Source organism: Gordonia sp. CNJ-863 (assembly GCF_001942325.1).
Classification (GTDB): Bacteria; Actinomycetota; Actinomycetes; order Mycobacteriales; family Mycobacteriaceae; genus Gordonia; species Gordonia alkanivorans.
The window spans coordinates 80166-99243 of the sequence record NZ_MKKG01000033.1; the positions used below are offsets into that span (position 1 = coordinate 80166).

The 19078-nt window shown below is 67.5% G+C and carries 15 protein-coding genes and 1 pseudogene; 1 reads left to right on the forward strand and 15 read right to left on the reverse strand.

The annotated features are described in order from the left end of the window. Positions 1–69: 69 nt before the first annotated feature. The 15 genes and pseudogenes from nuoN to BJF87_RS16240 all read right to left on the reverse strand — a co-directional run bounded on the left by nuoN (position 70) and on the right by BJF87_RS16240 (position 17631). The gene (gene nuoN / locus BJF87_RS16170; protein ID WP_042377080.1) at positions 70–1872 is read right to left on the reverse strand and encodes an NADH-quinone oxidoreductase subunit NuoN; all 1803 of its coding nucleotides are present in this window, start codon (positions 1870–1872) and stop codon (positions 70–72) included. Continuing rightward, the gene (locus BJF87_RS16175; protein ID WP_042377081.1) at positions 1869–3506 is read right to left on the reverse strand and encodes an NADH-quinone oxidoreductase subunit M; all 1638 of its coding nucleotides are present in this window, start codon (positions 3504–3506) and stop codon (positions 1869–1871) included. The genes nuoN and BJF87_RS16175 overlap by 4 nt, the downstream gene beginning before the upstream one ends. Next, positions 3503–5416, reverse strand: a complete 1914-nt coding sequence (gene nuoL, locus BJF87_RS16180; protein ID WP_006358926.1) for an NADH-quinone oxidoreductase subunit L — start codon at positions 5414–5416, stop codon at positions 3503–3505. The genes BJF87_RS16175 and nuoL overlap by 4 nt, the downstream gene beginning before the upstream one ends. Positions 5417–5426: 10 nt before the next feature. After that, entirely contained in the window at positions 5427–5726 is a 300-nt protein-coding gene (nuoK, locus tag BJF87_RS16185) for an NADH-quinone oxidoreductase subunit NuoK (protein ID WP_006358927.1), read from the reverse strand. Next, the gene (locus tag BJF87_RS16190) at positions 5723–6526 is read right to left on the reverse strand and encodes an NADH-quinone oxidoreductase subunit J (protein ID WP_006358928.1); all 804 of its coding nucleotides are present in this window, start codon (positions 6524–6526) and stop codon (positions 5723–5725) included. The genes nuoK and BJF87_RS16190 overlap by 4 nt, the downstream gene beginning before the upstream one ends. Further along, entirely contained in the window at positions 6523–7092 is a 570-nt protein-coding gene (gene nuoI / locus BJF87_RS16195) for an NADH-quinone oxidoreductase subunit NuoI (protein ID WP_006358929.1), read from the reverse strand. Before nuoI ends, BJF87_RS16190 begins: the two co-directional genes overlap by 4 nt. Next, positions 7085–8415 (reverse strand): annotated as a pseudogene (nuoH, locus tag BJF87_RS16200) (NADH-quinone oxidoreductase subunit NuoH). The gene nuoI and the pseudogene nuoH overlap by 8 nt, the downstream one beginning before the upstream one ends. After that, positions 8412–10823, reverse strand: coding sequence for an NADH-quinone oxidoreductase subunit G (locus BJF87_RS16205; RefSeq protein WP_075863545.1), 2412 nt, complete (start codon positions 10821–10823; stop codon positions 8412–8414). The pseudogene nuoH and the gene BJF87_RS16205 overlap by 4 nt, the downstream one beginning before the upstream one ends. Continuing rightward, the gene (nuoF, locus tag BJF87_RS16210) at positions 10820–12871 is read right to left on the reverse strand and encodes an NADH-quinone oxidoreductase subunit NuoF (protein WP_075863546.1); all 2052 of its coding nucleotides are present in this window, start codon (positions 12869–12871) and stop codon (positions 10820–10822) included. The genes BJF87_RS16205 and nuoF overlap by 4 nt, the downstream gene beginning before the upstream one ends. Next, entirely contained in the window at positions 12868–14229 is a 1362-nt protein-coding gene (nuoD, locus tag BJF87_RS16215) for an NADH dehydrogenase (quinone) subunit D (RefSeq protein ID WP_075863547.1), read from the reverse strand. The genes nuoF and nuoD overlap by 4 nt, the downstream gene beginning before the upstream one ends. Next, the gene (locus BJF87_RS16220) at positions 14229–14918 is read right to left on the reverse strand and encodes an NADH-quinone oxidoreductase subunit C (RefSeq protein WP_006358934.1); all 690 of its coding nucleotides are present in this window, start codon (positions 14916–14918) and stop codon (positions 14229–14231) included. Before BJF87_RS16220 ends, nuoD begins: the two co-directional genes overlap by 1 nt. Then, a complete protein-coding gene (locus BJF87_RS16225) occupies positions 14915–15469 on the reverse strand; it encodes an NADH-quinone oxidoreductase subunit B family protein (protein WP_035754381.1) in 555 nt (184 codons plus the stop codon). Before BJF87_RS16225 ends, BJF87_RS16220 begins: the two co-directional genes overlap by 4 nt. Positions 15470–15508: 39 nt before the next feature. After that, positions 15509–15916, reverse strand: a complete 408-nt coding sequence (locus BJF87_RS16230; protein WP_006358936.1) for an NADH-quinone oxidoreductase subunit A — start codon at positions 15914–15916, stop codon at positions 15509–15511. A gap of 158 nt (positions 15917–16074) precedes the next feature. After that, complete coding sequence (locus BJF87_RS16235) at positions 16075–16485, reverse strand: hypothetical protein (protein ID WP_035754383.1); 411 nt, start codon at positions 16483–16485, stop codon at positions 16075–16077. Positions 16486–16554: 69 nt separating this feature from the next. After that, on the reverse strand, positions 16555–17631 hold the full coding sequence (locus BJF87_RS16240) for a D-alanine--D-alanine ligase family protein (RefSeq protein ID WP_035754385.1): 1077 nt from the start codon (positions 17629–17631) through the stop codon (positions 16555–16557). A gap of 131 nt (positions 17632–17762) precedes the next feature. On the opposite strand from BJF87_RS16240, the gene murF reads away from it, so the two are divergent. Beyond that, positions 17763–19076 carry a UDP-N-acetylmuramoyl-tripeptide--D-alanyl-D-alanine ligase gene (gene murF, locus BJF87_RS16245; RefSeq protein WP_075863548.1) on the forward strand — a complete coding sequence of 438 codons (1314 nt, stop codon included), beginning with the start codon at positions 17763–17765 and terminating at the stop codon, positions 19074–19076. Positions 19077–19078: the final 2 nt, after the last annotated feature.

Sequence of the window (19078 nt, forward strand, 5' to 3'; positions counted from 1 at the left end):
ACCCCTTTTCCGTATACCCACCCCGTCGAGCGGGGGCGGGTATACGGAAAAGGGGAGAGGCTGCGACGGTCAGCGCAGGAACGTCGCGGCCGCGTCGGCGAGGTCGAGCAGCGGTTGCGGGAAGATGCCGAGTACGACGGTGACCAGGGTGCAGATCGCGATGCCCGTGGTGGTGAGGATGCTCGGCTTCACGACGTGCGGTGCGTCGTGGGTGGGGACGTCGTCGAAGAACATGGCGACGATGATGCGGATGTAGACGTAGGCGGCGATCGCGCTGCTGATGACGCCGATGACCACCAGGACTCCGCCGCCGTTGCCGGCGACTGCGGCGAAGACGTCGAACTTGGCGATGAAACCGCTTGTCAGCGGGATGCCCGCGAAGGACAGCAGGTAGACCGCGAACATGGCGCCGACCAAGGGGTACCGACGGCCGAGACCCGACCACTGGGTGAGGTCGGTGGCCTCGCGGCCGGACAAGTGCGGGTTGCGGACCGTCGCCGCGGTGCCGTGGATCGCGGCCGTGCGTGCCGAAGTGCTGGTATCCGAAGTTGTCGTGTCCGAAGTTGTCGTGTCACAGTCGGGTTCGCGGATCACCGCCACCATGGCGAAGGCGCCGAGCGTCGTGAACGCGTAGGCCGCCAGGTAGAAGAGCGTTGCGCCGAGACCGGCGTCGTCGAAGGCGATCAGGCCGAGCAGGATGAAACCGGCGTGCGCGATCGACGAGTAGGCGAGCATGCGCTTGATGTCGTTCTGGGTCACCGCCATCACCGACGCGATGACCATCGACGCTATCGCCACTGCCCACAGCGCCGGCTCCCATTGATCGCGCAGCGCACCGAAACCGACGTAGAAGACGCGCAGTAGCGCACCGAATGCGGCGACCTTGGTCGCCGATGCCATGAACGCGGTGACCGGGGTCGGGGCGCCCTGGTAGACGTCGGGAATCCAGGAATGGAACGGAACCGCACCGACTTTGAACAACAGCCCGACGGCCAGCATCGCGAGCCCGATCAGCGCCAGCGTGGTGTCGCCGCCGGTACCGGCGACATCGGTGAGCGACGCTCCGATCGTCGACAGGTTCAGCGAGCCGGTCGCGCCGTAGACGAATGCCGCACCGAACAGGAAGAAGGCCGACGAGAAGGCGCCCAGCAGGAAGTACTTGAGCGACGCCTCCTGCGAGATGAGCCGACGACGCCGCGCCAGTCCGCACAGCAGGTAGAGCGGCAGCGAGAAGACCTCCAGCGCAATGAACATGGTGAGCAGATCGCCGCAGGCGGGGAACAGCATCATGCCGCCGACCGCGAGAAGGGCCAGCGGGAACACCTCGGTCGTCACGGCCCCGGCACGGGTCGCCTCGAACTCGGCGTCGGTGTTGGGCACCGACGCACCGGACGGCGTGAACATGTCCGCGTCTACTCCACCGCCGTTCAGACCTGTCCTGCCGGACTGATCGTCGCCGACCTCGGCGCCGGCGAGAGTACGCATGGTGACCGGCGCGACGACCCGCTCGAGCCGCCGTTCGGCCATGAAACCCACCGCGATGATCGCGATGATCAGCAGGAGTCCCTGCAGATACAGTGTCGGGCGGTCCATCACGACGGCCCCCGACATCGCGAACTGACCGTTCGCGCCGTCCGCGGTCTGTGCGGTTGTGACGGTGGCCAGCGCGGCGAGAGCGACGACGAGGCCGCCCAGCGAAAGTGCCAGTTGCAGTGCGTACCTCAACCTGCGCGGGGCAAAGGCTTCGACGAGGACCCCGATGACTCCCGCACTGAACACGATCAGCATGGGGGACAGCGCCGCATACTCGACGCTCGGGGCTTCGATCGCGGCCAGCGGCGTCGTGCTCAGGGCGACGAGAGACGTGGTCATCGGTGAGCCTCCGCGACAGGGGTCGAGCCGGCGGGCCGGTCATGGGCGGGGTCCGCCACCGCGGGTTCGGGATCGGTGACCCCGACCGTCGTCAGCGTGCTCTGCACGGCCGGATCGATCAGGTCGATCATCGGCTTGGGATAGACCCCCAGGGCGATGAGCAGGGCGAGAAGCGGGACGACGACGGCCAGCTCGCGGCCGGCGAGGTCGCGTATCGGCGTCGACCGCTCGTCGTCGGGCCTGGCCGGTCCGCCCATCATCCGCTGGTAGGTCCACAGGATGTAGATGGCGGAGAGCACCAAGGCCGAGCACGCGAGGACGGCCGCGATCGGGTAGCGCGTGAATGTGCCGATGAGGACCAGGAACTCGCTGATGAACGGGGCGAGTCCGGGCAGCGACAGGGTCGCGAGACCCGCGACGAGGAAGGTCCCGGCCAGGACCGGGGCGACCTTCTGGACACCGCCGTAGTCGGCGATCAGGCGACTGCCCCGCTGCGACACCAGGAACCCCGCGATGAGGAACAGTGCGGCCGTGGAGAGTCCGTGGTTGACCATGTACAGCGCCGATCCGGTCTGTCCCTGATCGGTCAACACGAAGATGCCGAGGATGATGAAACCGAAGTGGGAGATGGACGTGTAGGCGATCAGGCGCATGACGTCGGTCTGACCGATCGCCAGGATCGCGCCGTAGATGATGCTCACGACCGCGAGCCCGCAGATCAACGGGGCGAAGTACTGGCTGGCATCCGGGAACAGCTGCAGGCAGAACCTCAGCATTGCGAAGGTCCCCACCTTGTCGATGACGGCCATCATGAGCACCGCAGAGGTCGGGGTGGCGGCGACCGCGGCATCGGGAAGCCACGAATGCAACGGCCAGAGCGGGGCTTTCACCGCGAACGCGAACATGAAGCCGAGGAACAACAGTTTCGCGAGACCGGTGGTGTCGTCGATCTGTCCGCTCGACACCGCGGCCACGATGTCTCCCAGTGCGAAGGTCCCGCCGCCATCGGCCCCGACGCCGTTCTGTGCGGACACCACATACAGGCCGACCACCGCCGCGAGCAGGAGCAGACCGCCGAACAGGTTGTACAGCAGGAACTTCACCGCCGCACCGGAGCGGTTGGGGCCGGTGCCGAAGCCGCCGATGAGGAAGTACATCGGGATGAGCATGGCTTCGAAGAAGATGTAGAACAGCAGGATGTCCAGGGCGACGAAGCTCATCAGCACCATCGCCTCGGTCGCGAGGAACAGCGCGAGATAGATGTGCGGGCCCTTCTGTGCCCGTCCACCCGAATGGTCCAGGGAACCGTCGGAGTCGGCGTCGTGCCAGCCGGCCAGCAGTAGCAACGGCAGGAGAGCTGCGGTCAGCAGGATGAGGACCAATCCGATTCCGTCCAGCCCCAACGCATACCGGGTCCCCAGGGCCGGAATCCAGCTCACGTCCTCGGTGAACTGGTATCGCTGCCCGGCAGGATCGAAACCGACCGCGAGACCGACGGCCAGGACGAGAACACCGACGGTGACCGCGAAGGCGAACCAGCGGGCCACCGCGGGACGGCTCGCGGGAATCGCGAGGACCAGGGCCGCGCCCACCGCGGGGGCCAGCCAGAGGATCGTCAGCCAGGGGATGTTCACAGCACGTTCACCGCCATCACGAGTGCGACGATCAGGGTCGTCCCGGCGAACATCGACAGCGCGTAGGACCGTACATAACCGTTCTGCCACCCGCGTATTCGGCGTGATGCGCGGGTCACGGTCTCGCCGACCCCGCTCGTCAGCCCGTCGACACCGTCGGATTCCACGGCGACCAGGCCGGCGGTGACGCGCTGCCCGGGACGCATCAGTAGTTCCTCGTTGATCGTGTCGCCGTACAGATCGCGTCGTGCTGCGACGGTCAGCACCGACACGTCCTCGGGTGCGACGACGGGAACCGGCCGGGTGGCGTACTGCCGGTAGGCGATCGCGACGCCGACCGCCACGACCAGAAGGATGATCGCGGTCATCGCCCAGACCGGGATCAGGTGGTGGGCGGTGTGTTCGCCGACCACCGGTTCGAGCCAGCGCTCGAGCGAACCGCCGATCGCGAGCAGGCCACCGGAAGCCACCGAACCCAGTGCGATCAGGACCATCGGCCCGGTCATCACCCGGGGTGACTCGTCCGGGTGCGGTGCGGGGGCATCGGTGCCGTCGTGCCAGCGCTTCTCGCCGAAGAAGGTCAGCAGCATCACGCGGGTCATGTAGAACGCGGTGATGCCCGCGCCGAGAAGCGCTGCACCACCGAGGATCAGACCCTTCGCGCCGCCCGCGCCGAAGGCGGCCTCGATGATGTGGTCCTTGGAGTAGAAGCCCGCGAACGGTGGGACACCGATGATCGCGAGGTAGCCGACCCCGAACGTCACGAAGGTGACGGGCATGAGTGTGCGGAGTCCGCCGTACCGTCGCATGTCGGTCTCGTCGTTCATCCCGTGCATCACCGATCCGGCGCCGAGGAACAGACCGGCCTTGAAGAAGCCGTGGGTGAGGAGGTGCAGGATCGCGAATGCGTAACCGGCCGGGCCGAGGCCGGCGGCGAGCACCATGTATCCGATCTGGCTCATCGTCGACGCCGCGAGCGCCTTCTTGATGTCGTCCTTGGCGCAACCGATGATCGCGCCGAACAGCAGCGTCACGGCACCGACGACCACGACCCCGACCTGGGCGGTGGGTGCCAGGTCGAAGATGGGGCCGGAGCGCACGATCAGGTACACGCCGGCGGTCACCATCGTCGCCGCGTGGATCAGCGCGGACACCGGGGTCGGACCCTCCATGGCGTCACCGAGCCACGACTGCAGCGGTACCTGGGCCGACTTGCCGCAGGCGGCGAGCAGGAGCACGAAACCCAGTGCGGTGAGGGTTCCTTCGCCGGCCTGGGGAGCGCCGTCGAAGACCGCGGTGAACGCCACCGACCCGAAGGTCGCGAACATGATCATCAGTGCGACGGCCAGCCCGATGTCGCCGACGCGGTTGACCACGAAGGCCTTCTTGGCCGCGGTCGCCGCGGTCGGCTTGTACTGCCAGAAGCCGATCAGCAGGTACGACGCGAGGCCCACGCCCTCCCAACCGAGGTACAGGCCGAGATAGTTGTCGGCGAGGACGAGGACGAGCATCGCTGCGAGAAACAGGTTGAGGTAGCCGAAGAATCGTCGACGGTCGGGGTCGTCGGCCATGTAGCCGATCGAGTAGACGTGGATCAGCGATCCGACGCCGGTGATGAGCAGGACGAAGCACATGGACAACTGGTCCAGGCGGAAACCGAAGTCCACCTGTAGTTCTCCCACCGGAACCCAGCTGAAAAGGGTGTCGGTCACGCCGCGGTCGTCGGCGGGACGAGACACCATCCCGGCGAACATCACCAGCCCGACCACGAACGATGCGATCGCCGCGGCGGTACCGAGCAGATGACCCCAGCGGTCGGTGGTCCGACCACCGAGGAGGAGGATCACCGCACCGGCGAGCGGGAGCGCGGGGACCAACCAGAGCAGTGACGCGGTCAGTTCGGCGTTCACCAATCCTCCTCTACCGCTTCAGCAGATCCGCGTCGTCGACCGACGCCGAGCGGCGCGATCGGAAGATGGTCATGATGATGGCGAGCCCGACGACCACTTCGGCCGCGGCGACGACCATCGTGAAGAAGGCGATCACCTGCCCGTCGAAGGACTGGTTCATCCGGGCGAAGGTGACAAAGGCGAGATTCGCGGCGTTGAGCATGAGTTCGATGCACATGAACACGACGATCGCGTTGCGTCGCAGCAGCACTCCGGCGGCCCCGATGGTGAACAGCAGTGCCGCGAGGTAGAGGTAGTTCTCCGGATTCATGATCGAGCCCCACCCGGGTTCTCCGGAGCCTGCGGATTTTTCTGGCGCAGGGTGCGGGCGGCCAGGATGGCGTTCACCGAGAGGTCGGAGGGACTGCCGTCGGGCAGTCGTGCCGGGACGTCGACCGCGTTGTGCCGGGCGTAGACACCGGGACTCGGGAGCGGGGTGATGTTGATGCCGCTGCGGAATCGCGCCTGCGACAGCTCCTTCTGGGTGAGGCGTGGACCGAACTTCTCCCGGTGGGCCAGCACCATCGCGCCGAGGGTCGCGGCGATGAGCAGTGCCCCGGTGAGCTCGAACGCCCAGAGATACCGGACGAAGATGAGCTCGGCGATGGCCTCGATACCGTAGTCGCTGTCGTCGGCCAGGGCGCCGGGGGCGGTCGCGCCGGTGGTGACCGCGATGGTGGCGTTGCCTATCCCGGCGATCAGCAGGACGCCGAACCCGACACCGATGATCATCGCGGCGACTCGTTGCCCTCTCAGGGTCTCTTTCAGGGAGTCGGAGGAGTCGACGCCGATGAGCATGAGCACGAAGAGGAACAGCATCATCACCGCGCCGGTGTAGACGACCACCTGCACCACGCCGAGGAACAGCGCACCCTGTGCCACGTAGAAGACCGCGAGGACGATCATCGTGGTGGCCAGGAAGATCGCCGAGTACACGGCCTTGGTGGCGAAGACGACGCCGAGCGCGCCGGCCACCGCGATCACTCCGAGCACCCAGAACTGCACGGCCTCACCGGTCGAGGTGCGAATCACCTCGTCGGCCAGTGTCGTGGTCATCGGCCCGGGCGTCATGGTCGCGGCTCCCGGGCACCCTCGCGAACCGTCGGTGTCGGGAGCGGCGTCACCCGGCCGTCGGAGGTGACCTCACCGCGGTAGTAGTTCTCCTCGGTCGAACCGGGCGCCATGGCGTGCGGTGGTGGTTCGACGTCCGGTGCCAGTGGCGCCAGCAGTCGGTCCTTCTCGTAGATGAGGTCGGCTCGGTTGTCGTCGGCGAGCTCGTAGTCGTTGGTCATCGTCAGGGCACGGGTCGGACAGGCTTCGATGCAGAGTCCGCAGCCGATGCAACGCAGATAGTTGATCTGATAGACGCGGCCGTACCGCTCACCGGGCGAGTACCGTTCGTCCGGGGTGTTGTCGGCCCCTTCGACGTAGATGGCATCGGCCGGACACGCCCACGCGCACAGCTCGCAGCCGATGCACTTCTCCAGGCCGTCGGGATGACGGTTGAGTTGGTGCCGACCGTGATAGCGAGGCGCGGTCGGCCGCTTCTCCTCGGGATACTGCTCGGTGATGCTCGGCTGGAACATGCCACCGAAGGTGACGCGTAATCCACTGACCGGTTTGAGGAAATCAGGCATCGGTGGTCTCCCTGCTCGGCGTCTGATCGGCGGGAAGGGGCGGCTCGGGATCGATACGGACGGGCTGGGATCTGGAATCCGTCGACGGCATGGGCGGTACGGGGAACCCTCCGGCCATGGGATCGAACTCGGCCGGGCTCTCCGGTTCGGCCGGGGCCTCCGGCAGATCCGGTACCCGCATCATCCGCCAGATCGCGTAGGCGATCAGTGCCGTCACCGCGAGACCTGCGCCCGCAGAGACGAGCGGCCGGATGAGGCCTGCGTCGTCGCCGATGGAGGCGCGGATGATCGCCACGACCATCACCCACGTCAGCGAGATCGGGATGAGCACCTTCCAGCCCAGGTTCATGAACTGGTCGTAACGCAACCGCGGCAGGCTGGTCCGGAGCCAGATGAACACGAACAGGAACGCCCAGACCTTGATGGTGAACCAGAGGACGGGCCACCAACCGGAGTTCGCCCAGTCGAAGGCACTCAGCGGCCACGGCGCCTGCCAACCCCCCAGGAACATCGTGGTGGCCAGGGCCGAGACCGTCACCATGTTGATGTACTCGGCGAGCATGAACATCGCGAACTTCAGCGACGAGTACTCCGTGTGGAAGCCGCCGACCAGCTCGCCCTCGGCCTCGGGCAGGTCGAAGGGAGCGCGGTTGGTCTCGCCGACCATGGAGATCGCATAGATCACGAACGACGGGAGCAACAGCAGGAAATACCAATGATGCTCCTGCGCCGCAACGATTCCCGAGGTCGACATCGTCCCGGCATCGAGGAACACCGCCGCGAACGTGAGTCCCATCGCGATCTCGTAGGAGATCACCTGGCGGTGGAACGGAGTCCGCCGAGAAGGGGATAGGTCGAGCCGGATGACCAACCGGCCAGCACGATTCCGTACACGCCGACCGAGGTCACGGCGAGGACATAGAGCACCCCGACCGGCAGATCGGTGAGCTGCAACGGGGTTTCGTGGCCGAACACCGACACCATCGGCCCGAACGGGATCACCGCGAACGCCATCACCGCGGGCACTACCGCGATGATCGGTGCGAGGAGGTAGATCACCCTGTCGACGCCGGACGGGATGATGCCCTCCTTCAGTGCGAGTTTCACACCGTCGGCGAGACTCTGGAGAATTCCGCGAGGCCCGACGCGGTTGGGTCCGATCCGGGTCTGCATGCGCGCCATGATCTTGCGCTCGAGCAGGATCGCGACCAGCGGGTTGACGACGAGGAACGCGAAGACGGCGACAGCCTTGACGACGATGAGCCAGATGGGGTCGTGGCCGAAGTCGGCGAGGTCGGGGAAATCGGTGGCGAGAGTTGTCATCGAACACCTCCGGCGACGTCCGCCGACGAGGCCGGCGACAGCGCGACGAGATCGCCCGCCCGGGCCCGGAGGTCGGCGTGCACTCGCGAGCAGGGAGAGTTGAGCGGGACCCACACGACGCGGTCGGGCATCTCGGCATACTCGACGGGCAAAGCGATCTCCCCGTCGGCGGTGCTGATCCGCACGCGACCGCCGACCGCGACCCCGGCTTCGGCGGCGGTCGTCGGAGACATGCGCGCAACCGGCGGGCGTGCGGTCCCGGCGAGGTGCGGCTCACCGTCCTGCAGACGCCCCAGGTCGAGCAGCATGTGCCACGTGGCGAGCACGGCCTGGCCGGACTCCGGTGCGCGTTGGGGACGCTCATGGGCGACGACGGCCGGGCGTTCACCCGACCACGCTCCGATGCGGCGCAGGTCCATGTGGATGGTCTGCGGTCCATCGCAGCGCAGTTCGACGCCCAGCCGCCGTGCGAGTGCGTCCAGGACCCGATGGTCGGGAATCTGTCCCGACTCGGTCAGCGCGGCGGTGAAACTGCGCGGACGGCCCTCCCAGTCGACGAACGTGCCCTCCTTCTCGGCGACCGTCCCCACCGGGAACACCACGTCGGCATGCGGCGTCACCGTCGACTGCCGCTGTTCGAGACTCACGACGAAGGGTGCGGCGGCCAGTGCGTCCTGCGCGGCCGCGGGATCGGGGAGATCATCGAGGTCGACGCCGGCGACGATCAGCGAGAGTCCGTGGTAGCGGGCCGCATCGAGGATTCCGGTGGTGTCCCGACCGGGCAGCGTCGGGATGCCGGGGCCCCACACCTCCGACACCGCGCCGCGCGCCGCGCTGTCGGTGATCGGCCGACCGCCCGGCAACAGCCCGGCGAGCGCGCCGACCTCGAGTGCGCCCCGCTCACCGGCCCGGCGCGGGATCCAGGCGATCCGCGCGCCGGTGCGATCAGCGAGGTCGGCGACCGCCCGCAGTCCCCCCGGAACCCCGGCCAGTCGCTCCCCGACAATGATCACCGAACCCGCTTCGCGCAGATGGTCGGTCACCTCGTCGGAGGCGAGGATCTCCGTCTCTGCGCCCGGCGTGGTGGGGAACAGTCGCGCATCGAGCTTCTGTGCGCCGCGGCTCGCGAACGGGGCCAGGGTGGCCACCCGCTGCCGGTTCGTCCGCACCGCCCGGCGAAGACGCAGGAAGACGATCGGGGACTCCTCCTCGGGTTCGAAACCCGCGAGGAGTACCGCCGGGGCGGCGGACAGATCGTCGTAGGTGGTGTCGAGACCGCGCCCGGCCACCCGGCTCGCAAGGAAGGACGCCTCTTCGGTGCTGTGAACCCGGGCACGGAAGTCGATGTCGTCCGACTTCAGGACTGTTCGGGCGAACCGTGCGTAGGCGTAGGCGTCCTCCACGGTGAGGCGTCCACCGGCGAGGACGCCGACGTTGCCGATGGCCGTCGAGAGTCCCGCGGCGGCAACGCGGATGGCGTCGGCCCACGACGCCTCCCGCAGTTCGCCGTGCCGGTCGCGGATCAGCGGAGACGTCAGGCGGTCGGCCTCGGTCGCATAGGCGAAGGCCCACCGTCCCTTGTCGCAGTTCCACTCGGAGTTGACCTCGGGGTCGTCGCCGGCGAGGCGTCGGAGCACCTTGCCTCGCCGATGATCGGTGCGCTGGGCGCATCCGCTCGCGCAGTGCTCGCACACGCTCGGCGTCGAGACGAGGTCGAAGGGCCGTGCACGGAAACGGTATTGAGCGCCGGTCAGCGCGCCGACCGGGCAGATCTGGACGGTGTTGCCGGAGAAGTACGAGTCGAAGGGTTCGTCGGAGTAGATGCTGACCTGTTGCAGCGCACCGCGATCCGCCAGTTCGATGAGTGGATCGCCGGCGACCTGTGTGGAGAACCGCGTGCACCGGGCGCACAGTACGCATCGCTCCCGGTCGAGCAGGACCTCCGAGGACAGCGGGACCGGCTTGGTGAACGTGCGTTTGACGCCGTCGAACCGGGACTCGCTGCGACCGGCCGACATGGCCTGGTTCTGCAGCGGGCACTCGCCGCCCTTGTCGCACACCGGACAGTCGAGCGGATGGTTGATCAGCAGCAGCTCCATCACGCCGCGCTGCGCGTCCGCGGCGATCTGCGAACTGAGCTGTGTCCGGACGACCATTCCGTCGGTGGCCGTGGTGGTGCACGATGCCAGGGGCTTTCGCTGACCCTCGACCTCGACGAGGCACTGGCGGCAGGCGCCGACCGGGTCGAGCAGCGGGTGATCGCAGAAGCGGGGGATGGTGATGCCGATCTGTTCGGCGGCGCGGATCAGCAAGGTGCCCTTGGGTACCCGGAGCTCGACGCCGTCGATGGTGATGCCGACCAGGTTGTCGGCCTGGGTCGCCGGATCACTGCCGTGTGTGAGGGTCATCGGGCGTCTCCCATCGGCTCGGAACCCAGGACGGTCGACAGCGAGTGGTCGAACGGGCAACCGTGATCGAGATGGGCGAGGTATTCGTCGCGGAAGTACTCGAGCGAGGACACGATCGGACTGCCCGCACCGTCGCCGAGCGCGCAGAACGACTTTCCGACGACGCTGTTGGTGACATCGGAGAGAGTGTCGAGGTCGGCGGCGGTGCCGCCCTCGTGCTCGAGCCGATGGAGTAGTTGCACCAGCCAGTAGGTGCCCTCCCGGCACGGCGTGCACTTGCCGCACGACTCGTGCGCGTAGAACTCGGTCCAGCGCAGCACCGCACCGACGACACAGGTCGTCTCGTCGAAGATCTGGAGAGCCTTGGTGCCCAGCATCGATCCCGCGGCGCCGACGCCCTCGTAGTCGAGTGGGACGTCGAGGTGATCCGGCGTCAGCAGCGGCGTCGACGACCCGCCCGGGGTCCAGAACTTGAGTTCGTGTCCGGCGCGGACGCCGCCGGCGCGTTCGAGCAGTTGCCGGAGGGTGATTCCGAGAGGTGCCTCGTACTGGCCTGGATGAGTGACGTGGCCGGACAGGGAGTACAGAGTGAACCCCGGTGACTTCTCGGTGCCCATGGACCGGAACCAGTCGACGCCGTTCCGGATGATCGGCGGCACGCTCGCGATCGATTCGACGTTGTTGACCACGGTCGGGCTGGCGTAGAGGCCGGCGACCGCCGGGAAGGGCGGGCGGAGGCGCGGCTGGCCCCGACGGCCCTCGAGTGAGTCGAGGAGCGCCGTCTCCTCACCGCAGATGTACGCACCCGCGCCGGCGTGCACCACGAGCTCGAGATCGAAGCCCGAGCCCAGGATGTCTTTCCCGAGACAGCCTGCGGCATAGGCCTCGTCCACGGCGGTACGCAGACGGCGCAGGACCGAGGCGACCTCCCCGCGGACGTAGATGAACGCGTGGTGCGCGCGGATCGCATACGCGGCGATGACGACCCCCTCGACGAGGGTGTGCGGCGTCGCGAGCATGAGGGGCATGTCCTTGCAGGTACCGGGCTCGGATTCGTCGGCGTTGACCACGAGGTAGTGCGGAATCGAGGGCTCGGCGCCGGGGGACTTCTCCTGCGGGATGAAGGACCACTTCATCCCGACCGGGAAGCCGGCGCCGCCGCGCCCCCGGAGGCCGGAAGCCTTGACCATCTCGATGACGTCGTCGGGTGGGGTGTCGAGCGCGGTGCGCAGGCCGCGGTATCCGTTGTGGCGCAGGTAGTTCGTCAGGGACCAGGACTCGTGTTCGTCCCAATGCCGGGACAGCACCGGGGTGTCCGGGGGTTCGGGTTCAGCAGGTTCGCTGGTCGTCTGGTCCGTCGGGAGTCGGGGGTCGGCCGGCGAGGGCGCGGCCCCGGCGAGCTCGAGCTCGGTCCGACGGAAGGAGCACACGCTCCCGGTGCCGCGGGCGGGCTCGACCGAGACGCCGGCGCGGAGGTCCTCGATGAGTTCGATCGTCGACTCCGGGGTCTGGTTGTCGAAGAACTCCCAGTTCACCATCACCACCGGCGCGAAATCGCAGGCGGCATTGCACTCGACGTGTTCGACCGTGATGCGTTCGTCCGCGGTGGTGTCCCCGGGCCGGACACCGAGGTGGTCGCAGACCGCGCGGAGGATGTCGTCGCCGCCGAGAGTGGCGCAGAGCGTGTTGGTGCACACCCCGACGAGGTATTCACCGGTCGGTGAGCGTCGGTACATCGAGTAGAAGGTGGCCACCGACGCGACCTGGGCGGCGGTCAGATCGAGCTGCGCCGCACAGAATTCGACGCCGGCGCGGGTGATGTAGCCGTCCTCGGACTGCACCAGATGAAGCAGGGGGAGAAGGGCCGACCGCGACTGCGGGTAGCGCGCGATGACCGGTGCCGCCTGCTCGGCGAGACGTTCGGTGACCTCGGCCGTGTACGCCGACGGGCCGCCGAAGGTGATGATCGGCGCCGGGGTGCCTGAGACCGGCGCGGCGTCCTCGGTGGGCGGTGAGGTGGAGAGCTCCACGAACACGGGATCGGTCATCGGTCCACGCCTCCCATCACCGGGTCGATACTGGCGACGGCCGTGATCACGTCGGCGACCATGCCGCCCTCGCACATCGCCGCCACCGCTTGCAGATTCGTGAACGACGGATCGCGGAAGTGGACCCGATAGGGTCGGGTGCCGCCGTCGCTTACCAGGTGGACGCCGAGCTCGCCGCGTGGGGACTCGACCGCGACGTAGCACTGTCCGGCCGGCACGCGCATGCCCTCGGTGACCAGCTTGAAGTGATGGATCAGCGCCTCCATCGACGTCCCCATGATCCTGGCGATGTGTTCGGGGGAGTTGCCGAGACCGTCGGGACCGAGGGCCAGATCGGCCGGCCAGGCCAGTTTGCGATCGGCGACCATGACCGGGCCGGGCCGGAGCCTCTCCAGGCACTGTTCGACGATGCGAATCGACTCGCGCATCTCCTTGACGCGGATCAGGTAGCGGCCGTAAGAGTCACAGGTGTCGGTGGTGATGACATCGAAGTCGTAGGTCTCGTACCCGCAGTACGGCTGCGTCTTCCGCAGATCATGCGGATAACCGGTCGACCGCAGCACCGGTCCGGTGATGCCGAGAGCCATGCAGCCCGTCAGGTCGAGATAACCGACGCTCTGGGTGCGCGCCTTCCAGATGTAGTTGTCGGTCAGCAGATCTCCGAGCTCGTCCAGGCGGCCGGGTAGCTGGGCGACGACCTTGGCGACCTGTTCCGGCCCGTCGGGCGGCAGATCCTGCGCGACGCCGCCGGGTCGGATGTAGGCGTGGTTCATCCTCAGGCCGGTGATGAGCTCGAAGAGGTCGAGGATCAGTTCTCGCTCGCGGAAACCGAGGAACATCGCGGTGACGGCGCCGAGCTCCATTCCGCCGGTGGCCAGGGCCACGAGGTGGCTGCTGATCCGGTTCAGCTCCATCAGCATGACGCGGATGACGGTGGCCCGCTCCGGGACGTCGTCGGTGATCCCGAGGAGCTTCTCGACGCCCAGGCAGTAGGCGGTCTCGTTGAAGAACGGTGACAGATAGTCCATCCGGGTCACGAACGTGACGCCCTGCGTCCAGTTGCGATACTCGAGGTTCTTCTCGATCCCGGTGTGCAGGTAGCCGATTCCGCAGCGCGCCTCGGTGACCGTCTCACCCTCGATCTCCAGGATGAGCCGCAGCACGCCGTGCGTCGACGGGTGTTGGGGGCCCATGTTCACGACGATGCGCTCGTCGCCGGGTTGCTGTTCGGCGCGGGTGCGGACGTCGGAGACGATGGAGTCCCAGTCCTGTCCGGAGACGGTGTAGGTGCGGGTCGGGGTCTCCTCGCGTGGCGTCGTGGAACGGGGTTTCGACGATCCGGTGGCTGTGTCGGTCATCAGCTGTACGACCTCCTCCGGTCCGGTGGGTCGACGCGGGTTCCCTTGTACTCGATGGGCACTCCGCCGAGCGGATAGTCCTTGCGCTGCGGATGGCCTTCCCAGTCGTCGGGCATCTCGATACGCGTCAGTGATCGGTGGCCGTCGAAGACGATGCCGAAGAAGTCGTAGGTCTCGCGCTCGTGCCAGTCGTTGGTGGGGTAGATGTCGCAGAGGCTCGGGATGTGCGGATCGGTGTCGGGTGCCGACACCTCGAGGCGCAGGCGCCGGTTGTGGGTCAGGGAGGCGAGGGGATAGACGGCGTGCAGTTCCCGGTCGGTGTCGCCGGGATAGTGGACCCCGTTGACGCCCAGGCACAGTTCGAAGCGCAATCCGGGTGCGTTGCGGAGGGTCAGCGCGACGGCGGGGAGGTGCTCTCGCGCGACGTGGACGGTCATCTCGTCGCGGAAGACGACCACTTTCTCGACCGCGGCGTCGTAGGAGTCGCCGAGTTCGGCCTCCAGGAGATCGGCGATCTCGTCGAAGTAGCTGCCGTAGGGTCGAGAAGAGCTGGGCGGCAGGGTGATCGGATCGATCAGACCCCCGTATCCGGAGGTGTCGCCGGTGCCCGGTGCGCCGAACAGTCCGTGGCGGACGCCGATGACCTCGGGATCGGGCGGTTTCGGGTCGGGCATGCCCAGGTCGGTCATCGCAGCAGCCCCTTCATCTCGATGGTCGGAGTCGCCTGCAGGGCAGCGCGTTCCGCTGCCCAGATGGCCTCCTCGCGATTCACGCCGAGCGGCATCTCCTGGATCTTCTCGTGCAGCTTGAGGATCGCGTTCAGCAACATCTCGGGACGAGGAGGACAGCCCGGGAGGTAGATGTCGACGGGCACGACGTGGTCGACGCCCTGGACGATCGCGTAGTTGTTGAACATCCCGCCGGACGATGCACAGACCCCCATCGCCAGAACCCATTTGGGTTCGGGCATCTGGTCGTAGATCTGCCGGAGCACCGGCGCCATCTTCTGGCTGACGCGGCCGGCGACGATCATGAGGTCGGCCTGCCGCGGAGACGCACGGAAGGCCTCCATGCCGAATCGGGCGAGGTCGTAGCGACCCGACGTGGTGGACATCATCTCTATTGCGCAGCAGGCGAGTCCGAAGGTGGCCGGCCACAGCGAACCCTTGCGCATGAAGCCGGCGAGATCTTCGACGGTGCTCAGCAGGAAACCGCTGGGGAGCCGTTCCTCGAGTCCCATGACTGACCTCCTTACAGACGGTGACCGGGTGAAAAGTCCTCAGTCCCAGCTCAGTCCGCCACGACGCCATTCATAGGCGTAGGCGACCGAGACGTTGACGATGAACAAGAGCATGGCCGCGAGGCCGAACCAGCCGAAGGAGTCGAAGGCGACGGCCCAGGGGTAGAGGAAGACGATCTCGATGTCGAAGATGATGAACAGCATCGCGGTGAGGTAGTACTTGACCGGCACCCGCTGGATCGGGCCGCTGAACGTGGGGCCCTCGCCCCCGCGACGGGAGGCGGGAGTCAGAAGACTCTGGCCGACCGGCTCGATGCCACACTCGTACGCCTCGAGTTTGGCGCGGTTGTACCGTTTCGGGCCGATCGCGATACCGATGAAGACGCTGAAAACGGCAAACGCCACGCCGATTGCCCCGAGGATCATGATCGGGACGTAGGCGTTCAAAGCGTGGACTCCTCCTCGCTCCGGGCGGCCGAAACACCTGGTGGGCGATTCCGGCTCGGCGATTGTCCTGCCCGTGCCAGGGGTTCGGTCAGAACCTCCCGACGCGGTTGTGAGCTACACCACAAGCCTAGGTGGTCGTCCCGCGGGAGTCACCCGTTTCAGGCAGTTCGGCGTTTCTCGACCATCTCGACGAAGGCCTCTGCGAGGGCGATCGGATCGACCGGGAGAGTGGCGACGGCATCGGCCCGCGACCATTCGGCGAGCCAGCGGTCGTCGGCGCGGCCGAGCAGCACGAGCACCGGTGGGCTCGGGTCCAGCTCGTCCTTCATCTGCTTGGCGATCCCCATCCCGCCGGCCGGGGAGGCCTCGCCGTCGGCGATCACCGCATCGACCACGCCGGCGTCGAGCTGGGCGAAGACCATTGGAGCCGTGGCGACTTCGATGAAGCTGAGCTCGGGGATGTCCTGGGACGGCCGGGTACCGAGCGCACCGATGACCTGGGCCCGGGTCTCCGAATCGTCGGAATAGACCAGCACGCGCAGCGACCGGGCAGCCTGGGTGTGGGTCACGCGTGCGATGCTACCGCCGTTCGACGTCCGGTTCGGGTGACTTGACCCGCGCGTCGGTCGTCGGGTGGCTCAGTGCTCGGTCGAGAAGCCGGCGCGGCGCCGGTGGACCTCGAGCGCGAAGACGACGAGCTGGTCGATGAGATCGGCGTAGGGCACCCCGGTGGCCTCCCACAGCTTCGGGTACATCGAACCGGGGGTGAACCCGGGGATGGTGTTGACCTCGTTGAGCAGCCAGCCGCGACCGTCGGCCTCGTAGAAGAAGTCCACACGGGCCATACCGGTGCAGCGCATCGCCGTGAACGTCCGGGCCGCGAGCTCCTTGACCTCGGCGATCGCGGCGTCGGGGAGGACCGCCGGGATGACGAGCTTCGCCGCGCCGGTGACGTACTTGTCCTCGTAGTCGTAGAACTCGCTGCCGGGTTCGATCTCGCCGGGCACCGACGTCTCGGGGGCGGTGTCGCCGAGGACGGCCACCTCGATCTCGCGACCGGTGACGTTCTCCTCGATGATCACCACGTTGTCGTAGCGCAGGGCCAGGTTGATCGCGGCGTCCAGCTCACGCTCGTCGTGCGCCTTGGTGATGCCGACCGACGATCCGAGGTTCGCGGGCTTGACGAACACCGGGAGCCCCAGCTCCTCGACGACCCGCGGGACGATCGTGTCCGGGTCGTCGACGCCGTCGCGGAACTCGACCCAGCGGCACTGCGGGATGCCGGCCTGCGCGGCGACGATCTTCGCCATTGCCTTGTCCATGCACACCGCCGACGAGAGCACCCCGGCGCCGACGTAGGGCAGCTTGAACAGTTCGAGCATCCCCTGGATGGTGCCGTCCTCGCCGTGCGGACCGTGCAGCAGCGGCAGGACGACGGTGATCGCCTGGTCGGCGTGTCCGCGGAGTTCGGTCAGCGGGTCGACGACGGTGCCGGCCACCTCCAGGACGTCCGGGAGCGGGGTGCCGTCGGCGATCGCGGCGATGGCCTTGTCGTTGCGCAGCCAGGTGCCGTCCTTGGCGATGCCGATGGGGACCAGGTCGTATTTGGCCCGGTCAGCGGCGGCGAGAACATGCGCGGCTGTGACCCGTGACACATCATGTTCGGCGGACACCCCGCCATAGAGGACCACAAGACGCAGGAGCCGCGAAGACATGCATGTCACGATACGGCCCCCGGCAACCGAGTTCTCGGGGTGGCGTGGCCGGTTGTGGGTTTCGACACGGCTCGACCAGCAGCGCAGACGGCTCGGGAAGCCGGTCCGCGGACGTCGGCTAGCGTGAGGTCGTGCATTTCTTGGCGAGTGAGGTCGCAGCGTCCGTCGGCGGCGAGTTGATCGGTCCCGACGTGCAGATCGACGGGGCGAGCATCGACTCGCGCAATGTCCGGCCGGGTCAGCTCTTCGTGCCGATCGTCGCCGAGCGGGATGGTCACGACTTCATCCCGTCGGCCCTGGAGAGCGGCGCGGCGGCGTACTTCACCTCGCGCGCGGAGGTCTCTCGCGGCACCGCCATTCGCGTCCCCGACACCGCCCTGGCCCTCGCTGATCTCGGGCGTGCGGTCCGCGGCCGTATTCCCGACCGCGTCGTGGGCATCACCGGCTCGGTCGGCAAGACCTCCACCAAGGACCTCCTGGCCGGGGTCCTGCAGACCACCTACCGCACCGCGGCGAGCGAGAAGTCCTTCAACAACGAACTGGGCCTTCCGCTGACCCTGGCGGGCGCGGCCGACGACGTCGAAGCCGTGGTCCTCGAGATGGGTGCGCGCGGGATCGGCCACATCGACCTGCTGTGCTCCATCGCGAGCCCGACCGTCGGCGTGATCACGCGCGTCGAAGGTGTCCACCTCGAGTTGTTCGGGGACATCGAATCGGTGGCCCGCGCGAAGGGTGAGCTGGTCGAGTCCCTTCCGGCCGACGGGATCGCGGTTCTGAACGCCGATCACCGGTACGTCGCGGCGATGGCGGAGCGCACCTCGGCCCGGGTGCTGCGGTACGGCCTGTCGCCGGACGCCGACGTGTACGCGTCGGACATCGTCGTCGACGACGAGCTGCGAGCATCGTTCCGGTTGCACACGCCGTGGGGTTCGACCGACGTGCGCCTCGGTGCGCGGGGTGAGCACCAGGTCCCCAACGCGCTCGCGGCCGCGGCGGCCGGCGGCGGTCTCGGAGTGTCCGTCGAGGACATCGCCAATGGTATGTCTGCCGCCGAATTGTCCGGTCTGCGAATGGAACTCGCGAAGAACGCCGACGGCACGATCGTGCTCAACGACGCCTACAACGCGAACCCGACGTCGATGTCGGCGGCACTGAAGTCGCTCGCCGCGCTGCCCGCGGGACGACGCGTCGCCGTTCTCGGCACCATGGCAGAACTCGGATCGGACTCTCCGGCCCAGCATCACGCGATCGCACTCGAGGCACACGAACTCGGCATCGAGGTCATCGCGGTCGACGAACCCGACTACGGCGACACCGCGCGCCACACCTCCGGCGTCGACGAAGCGGTTGCCGCACTCGGCGACCTCGCCGGAGGAGATGCGGTACTGGTCAAAGGAAGTCGCGTCGCCGCACTGGAGCGGGTGGCGCAGGCCCTGCTGAGCTGAGG